Genomic DNA, 6,564 nt, shown 5'->3' on the forward strand with positions numbered 1-6,564 from the left:
CCTCAGCTGCACCTTGCTGGCGCAGCTCATGTCGGCGCGGCGGGAACTTTATCATTTTCAGGACATGCTCAAGCTGGAGGCGGAAACCAGCCGCGCCCTCTCGCGCCCCGGATCGGCTTTTGCGTCCATCGCGCTGAAGGCCTCAGTCGCGCCCACCATGATGGCGCAGGGCAAGACCCCCTTTGCCCAACGGTTTCTGGAAGAAGCCTTTGCGCTTGCGGTTGAGATCCATGGTCCGGGTTCCGGCCTGGCTGCGCTTCCTGCCTTGCCGTTGGCCGAGTTGCTTTACGATGCAGGCGATCTTGAACAGGCGGCGGATCTGGCGGAGCAGTATCTGCCGGTCGTGCGGCAATGGGGATTTTCCGATCAGATGGCGTCCGGCTATCTGGTCAGCGCGCGTTTGCGGGCGGCACGGGGCGATTTGCCCGGAGCGCTTTCGACGCTCAACGACGCCCATCTCGTGGCGATCGAATGTGGACTTGATCGCCTGCGCTCCTTCATCGTGGCAGAGGAAGTGCGGCTGCTGATCAAGGCGGGGCAGATTGAGGAGGCCGAGCAGCATTTTCTGGCGGGCGATCCGCAGCTGGACGGCGAACCCATTCCGACCTTGCACCCGACGCGGCGCAACGAAAGCATCGCGATCGCCTGGCTCCGGATCGAGATGCAACGTCACCGGCTTGGACGGGCGCGCAAGGTCGCCCATCGCTGGCTCGAATTCGTCAAGCGCGCGGGGGCGGTGCGTTCGGCCGTGATCTTCGAACTGCTGTTGGCGGAAATCGCCGTGCTTCAGGGCAATCGGTCCGAGGCGCGAAGGGCTGTTCGCGCCGCCGTCGAAATGGCCGAACCTGCCGGATGGGTGCGGGTCTTCATCGATGAGGGCGAGGTGATCGCGTCTCTCATCATCGAAGCCTATTCGCAGGGTCCGGAACTGGAAACGCCCGCCGATCGCTTCGCCGTTCGCCTCGTGTCGCTATTGCGCAGAGGACCGCAGATCGAAGCGGATGAGGACGAGGAGGATGATTTCGGTCTGACCGGGCGCCTCGCCAACCGCGAGGTCGACATTTTGACGATGGTGAGCGGAGGTTTGCGGAACCGGGAAATCGGCGACCGCCTGGGTCTGACCGAAGGCACGGTCAAATGGTATATGCAGCAAATATATGACAAGCTGGGCGTGCGGCGCCGGCCGCAGGCGGTTCTTAGGGCGCGGCAACTGGGTATTTTGCCCTGAAGCGCGCGCGGCTTCCTATCGAAGGATAGATTGCGCCGTTCGCGCAACCTGCGAACCGCGCAATCTGCGCGAAAGGAAATATCATGGCAAAACGCAAGGTCATCATCAGCTGCGCGATTACAGGCGCAATCCACACGCCCTCCATGTCGCCCTATTTGCCCGTGACTGCGGAGGAGATTGCGGAATCGGCGGTCGGCGCGGCGGAGGCGGGCGCGGCCATCATCCATTTGCATGCGCGCAATCCTGTCGATGGGCGGCCGGACCAGAATCCTGACCTGTTCGAACCCTTCCTCAAGGTCATCAAGCAGCGCACGGACGCGGTGCTGAACCTGACCACGGGGGGGCACCCCTCCATGACGGTGCAGGAACGTATTCGTCCCGCCCAGACTTTCGCTCCTGAAGTTGCCAGCCTCAATATGGGTACGATGGGCTTTGGTCTGTTCCCGATGCTGGATCGCTACAAATCGTTCAAGCATGACTGGGAACCGGCAGCGCTCGAAGCGTCGCGCGATCTGGTGTTCAAGAACACCTATGCAGACATCGAACATTTGCTGGAAACTTTGTCGCCGCTGGGTACGCGTTTCGAATTCGAATGCTATGACACCAGCCATCTTTACAATCTGAAATATTTTCTCGACCGCGGTCTCGTAAAGGCGCCGCTGTTCATCCAGACCTGCTTCGGCATATTGGGCGGCATCGGCAGCCATCCCGACGATATCATGCACATGAAGCGGACGGCCGACCGGCTGTTCGGCGACCAATATGAATGGTCCGTGCTGGGGGCTGGCGCGCGCCAGATGAGCATTATCGCCATGGCGGCATCCATGGGCGGCAATGTTCGCATCGGTCTGGAGGATTCGCTGTGGGGCGGTCCGGGCCGGCTCGCTGAAACCAACGCGGAGCAGGTGAAGACTGCGCGGCAGATCGTCGAAGGCATGGGTCTTGAAATCGCCACGCCTGATGAGGCGCGCGCCATGCTCGACCTCAAGGGCGCGGACCGGACGAATATCTGATGGCGGAAAAAAGCGGGCCGCTGGCCGGTATTCGCCTGCTGGAGATCGACGCGATCGGCCCCGTGCCGCTCGCGGCGATGCTGTTGGCCGATATGGGCGCCGAGATCGTCCGCATAGCCCGGCCGCCATCGGCGGGGGCGGGGGACTGGGACGATGTGGGGGGCGATATCCTGCATCGCAGCCGGGCGGTGGCCTATCTCGATCTCAAGCGGGACGCGGATCGCGAACAGCTGCTGGCATTGATCGAGCGGGCGGACGGGTTGATCGAGGGATACAGGCCCGGCGTCATGGAACGCCTTGGGGTCGGTCCCGATGTCTGCCTGGCGCGCAATCCGCGGTTCGTGTTCGGACGGATGACGGGTTGGGGGCAATCCGGGCCGCTCGCGCTGCGGGCGGGCCATGACATCAATTATCTGTCGATCACCGGCGCTCTCCACGCCATGGGTGAGCGGCAGGGGACGCCGCCGGTGCCGCTCAATCTGGTGGGCGATTATGGCGGCGGTGCGATGTTCCTGATCTTCGGCCTGTTGAGCGCGCTGCTTGCGGCGCAACGGACGGGGCAGGGGCAGGTCGTCGATGCCTGCATCACCGACGGCGTCGCGTCGTTGATGAGCCTTTTCTACGCATGGCAGCCCAAGGGTTTGTGGGAAGATGCGCCCGGCTCCAATCTGTTGGACGGCGCGGCGCCCTTTTATCGCTGTTATGAATGTGCCGATGGGCGGCATGTCGCGGTGGGATGTCTGGAACCGAAATTCTTTGCCCAGATGGTGGAAGGACTGGGTCTTTCCGACCGGCACTATGACCAGAATGATCGGGAAGGCTGGCCCGCGATGCAGGCGGACTTTGCCACGGTGTTCCTGACGAAAAGCCGGGATGAATGGGCAGCTTTGTTTGCGGCCGGTGATGCCTGCGTTACGCCCGTCCTGTCGATGGAGGAAGCGCCCCGGCATGCGCATAATGCGGCGCGTGGGACTTTTGTGCGGCGGAACGGCATGGCCCAGCCAGCGCCCGCGCCGAGATTGTCCCTCAATGCGGGCGGCATCTGCGAGCCTTCGGCCGTGCCGGTCGCCGACCTGATCGCAGCCTGGTCCTGATCTGCCATCGCAGCCATGCATAGCGCATCGGTGCGGCGCAAATACAACATCTGAGCCGTTTGTTCTGGATTGGCGCAAATCCTATCCGGCGATAGGTGGTTAATGAGGCTGAACGCTGAATTTGCCACAGGTCATCACGCTTGCGCCGCGCGCAGGTGGCAGCGATAACTGGTTCAAGGAGAGGATTTTTATGCGATTGGCTGCTCTGAAATTGGCATTGGTTGCGAGCGCCGCGGCTGTTGTTTTCCCCTCATGGGCTCAGCCCGTAACCTCGGCCGAACCGCAGGCGGAAAGCGCGAATGCGGGTGACATAGTTGTCACAGCCCGTCGCCGGGAAGAGCGGCTGCAAGATGTGTCCGTCTCCATTTCCGCCTTCTCTTCGGAGGCGCTGGAACGCAGCACCGTTCAGACGGTCAGCGACGTGAAGACGATCGCGCCGGGTTTCACCTTCTCATCCGAAGGGGGCAAAGATAACGTCGCCCTGACCCTGCGGGGCATTGGCCAGTTGCCGCTGGGCGAAGTGACGCCGGGCGTCGTCATCTATCTCAACGACACCCCCTTGCCGTCCGTCGGGTCGAACGTGCCGACCTATGATATCGGCAGCATTCAGGTGCTCAAGGGGCCGCAGGGGACGCTGTTCGGCCGTAACACGTTGGGCGGGGCGGTCGTGATCGGCAGTCAGAAGCCGAGTTACGCGTTCGAAGGCTATGTGGAGGGCACTTACGGCCGCTTCGATTATCGCGAGCTGGAAGGCGCGGTGAATATCCCGATCATCGAGGATAAGATCGCCTTCCGCGCGGCGGGCCAGATCCGCCGGCAGGACCCGCGCACGATCGCCTTCGACGGTGGCCCGGGTTTCGACAATATCCATCAGGACGCCTTCCGCCTGTCGCTGCTGGTCGAGCCGGTCGAGGGCCTCAAGAGCACGACCATCTATGAATATTTCAAGGGCGATGAACTGGCCGGCGGCCTTTATCTGCTGCGTGAGAATTACCCCTTCGCCGCGCTGGGGCTGGGGGTCGTCGAGCCACAGGTGCAGGCGGCTTTGCAGGCACAGAAAGCCAATCGCCGCGGGTCGTTCGACGGCGGCATCAACGGCGGCGCGGCCTATCGCAAGACCACGTCAATTACCAATGATACGTCCTTCAGCTTCGGCGATCTGACGCTACGCAACATTTTTGGCTATCGAAAGAATTACAGCTATCAGTTGATCAACACCGGCGGGCTGCCGCAACTGCAAATCCCCACGGGTCTGCCGTCTCCCGCGCCCTCGGCCGTGCCGTTTACCCTTTTCACAGCGTCTTCCGTGCTGGATCGGCAATATCTGACAAATGAAACCCAGTTGCTGGGCGATTTTGGCTCGTTCAACTTCATCGTCGGCGCCTTCTATAATAATGATAAGCCCGACGGCCCCAGTGGATCGCAGTTCACGGCATTTTCGGTGGGCGGAGTCCCGGCGCCTGCGGTGACGGCCCATGTCCGCAACAAGAACTGGGCGGTCTATGGCCAGATCGGTTATGAATTCACGGACAAGCTGAAGCTCAATCTCGGCGCTCGCTACAGCTGGGACAAGGTGTCGGCCTGCGGCGGCACCATCGGCACGACCTATGTCGACGAATCCACTTGCCTCAGCACGGCAGCCCTCGGTCTGGCCGACGGCGTCGGCACCGTATCCAACAAGGGCGAGGAGCCGAGCTGGACCATCGGCCTCGACTATAAAGCGACCCCGGACTGGCTGCTCTATATCGTGTCGCGACGGGGCTATCGGGGCGTCAATGTGAACACGCCGCTGTTCGAATCACCCTTTACCACGGGCGGCACGAATCCGGCCTGCGTGGCGACCGGAGGCGTCTGCGCAGACCTTCGTCCCTTCCAGAAGACGGGGGAGGAAACAATTACCGACGTCGAGATCGGCTCCAAATATGACTATCATGTCGGGTCCGCGCGTGGGCGCCTGAATCTGGCCGCCTATTACAGCAAATATAAGAATGCGCTTCAGTTCCTGAACACGCAGACGACCGTTCCGAACGGCACGCCGGATTCGCCGACCAACGGCTCCCTGGCCGCCAATGTCGCCGATCTGCGGATTTGGGGTGTCGAACTGGAGGCGTCCATCAGCCCCGTGCGCAGCCTCACCGTCGGTTTCAATGCCGCCTATACCAATGTGAAGGTGGAAAGCCTGACCGTTCCTGCAGGACTGCCTTCGACCATCGTGCTGGGCGAGGGTCAGATCAACAAATATTCGCCGAGTTTCTCCGGCACGGCCAGCGTGAGCTGGACCCTGCCGATCCGCCCGGCTGACGGCGATGTGGTGGTCAACGCCGACCTGTTCATGACCGACGATTTTGGCGGCCAGAATGGCGAAAAGCTGCCGGGTTACCAACTCGCCAACGCGCGTCTGGATTGGCGTGGAATAGGCGGCACGGGCCTTGATCTGGGCATTTATGTGAAGAACCTCTTCAACGAGAAATATTTCTCGGCTTCCAGCGTTCTTCTGCCGTCCTTCCCAACCAGTTCGGTCTATGCCGGCGATCCGCGGACGTGGGGCATCACGGCCAAATATACGTTCTGACGCGCCCGTGAGAGGGGAGGGTGAGCGACCTGCCCGCCTCCCCCCTCTACAAGGACAGGTTTGCAGCGAGACGGCAGGGCATAGGAAGTTCTCGAGAGGATGAGCATGAAGCTCGGCATATGCAGCATGTGGGGGGACCGGCTGGACGGATTTCGCGAAGAGGTCCGTCTTGCCGCCGATCTCGGTTTTGAGCTGATCAGCGTGGGCGATTCGCCGGCAGGGTGGCACGAACTTTATGTGTCGCTGACGCTCGCCGCGCTTGACGCGCCGAAGGCGACTTTGGCGCCGCTGGTTACCTCGCCTTTCATGCGGCATCCGCTGGTGACGGCCTCCGCCCTCAGCACTATCGACGATCTCTCCGGCGGGCGCGTGGCGCTGGGCCTGGCGACTGGGGGTAGCACGGTCATGGCAATCGGCCGCCCGCCCGCGACGCAGCGAGAGATCCGCACGGAACTGGCTGTGTTGCGGGACCTGTTCGCCGGACGGCCGACGCAGATGAACGGCGCGCAGATCACGCCGCTTCGTTTCGCCCGCCCGATTCCGATCTATTATTCCGCTTTCGGTCCCAAGGCACTAGCGCTGGCGGGTGAGCAGGCCGACGGCGTCATATTGTTCGCGGGCGAACGCCATCTCGACGGGCTGAAGGACCGGATCGAT

5 protein-coding genes (1 of these 5 cut by a window edge) are annotated in these 6,564 nt (G+C 62.2%); all 5 read left to right on the top strand.

The genetic code is table 11. The features are described from left to right. The first annotated feature begins 64 nt into the window (after positions 1–64). Positions 65–1,228, top strand: a complete 1,164-nt coding sequence (locus ACFC3J_RS14345) for a LuxR C-terminal-related transcriptional regulator (protein ID WP_375196840.1) — start codon at positions 65–67, stop codon at positions 1,226–1,228. An 83-nt stretch (positions 1,229–1,311) separates the two neighbouring features. Continuing rightward, positions 1,312–2,241 (top strand): 3-keto-5-aminohexanoate cleavage protein, encoded by a 930-nt coding sequence (locus tag ACFC3J_RS14350; protein ID WP_102999853.1) that lies wholly within the window; start codon positions 1,312–1,314, stop codon positions 2,239–2,241. Beyond that, positions 2,241–3,335 (top strand): CaiB/BaiF CoA transferase family protein, encoded by a 1,095-nt coding sequence (locus tag ACFC3J_RS14355; RefSeq protein ID WP_375196841.1) that lies wholly within the window; start codon positions 2,241–2,243, stop codon positions 3,333–3,335. Before ACFC3J_RS14350 ends, ACFC3J_RS14355 begins: the two co-directional genes overlap by 1 nt. Before the next feature lie 352 nt (positions 3,336–3,687). Then, on the top strand, positions 3,688–5,907 hold the full coding sequence (locus ACFC3J_RS14360) for a TonB-dependent receptor (RefSeq protein ID WP_375196842.1): 2,220 nt from the start codon (positions 3,688–3,690) through the stop codon (positions 5,905–5,907). Positions 5,908–6,006: 99 nt separating this feature from the next. After that, positions 6,007–6,564 carry the 5' portion of an LLM class flavin-dependent oxidoreductase gene (locus tag ACFC3J_RS14365; RefSeq protein ID WP_375196843.1) on the top strand. Its footprint extends 51 nt past the window's final position, so 558 of the gene's 609 nt are visible here — the first part of the coding sequence; the start codon lies at positions 6,007–6,009; its stop codon lies beyond the right edge, outside the window.

The sequence above is a fragment of the Sphingobium sp. genome (assembly GCF_041987595.1).
GTDB lineage: Bacteria > Pseudomonadota > Alphaproteobacteria > Sphingomonadales > Sphingomonadaceae > Sphingobium.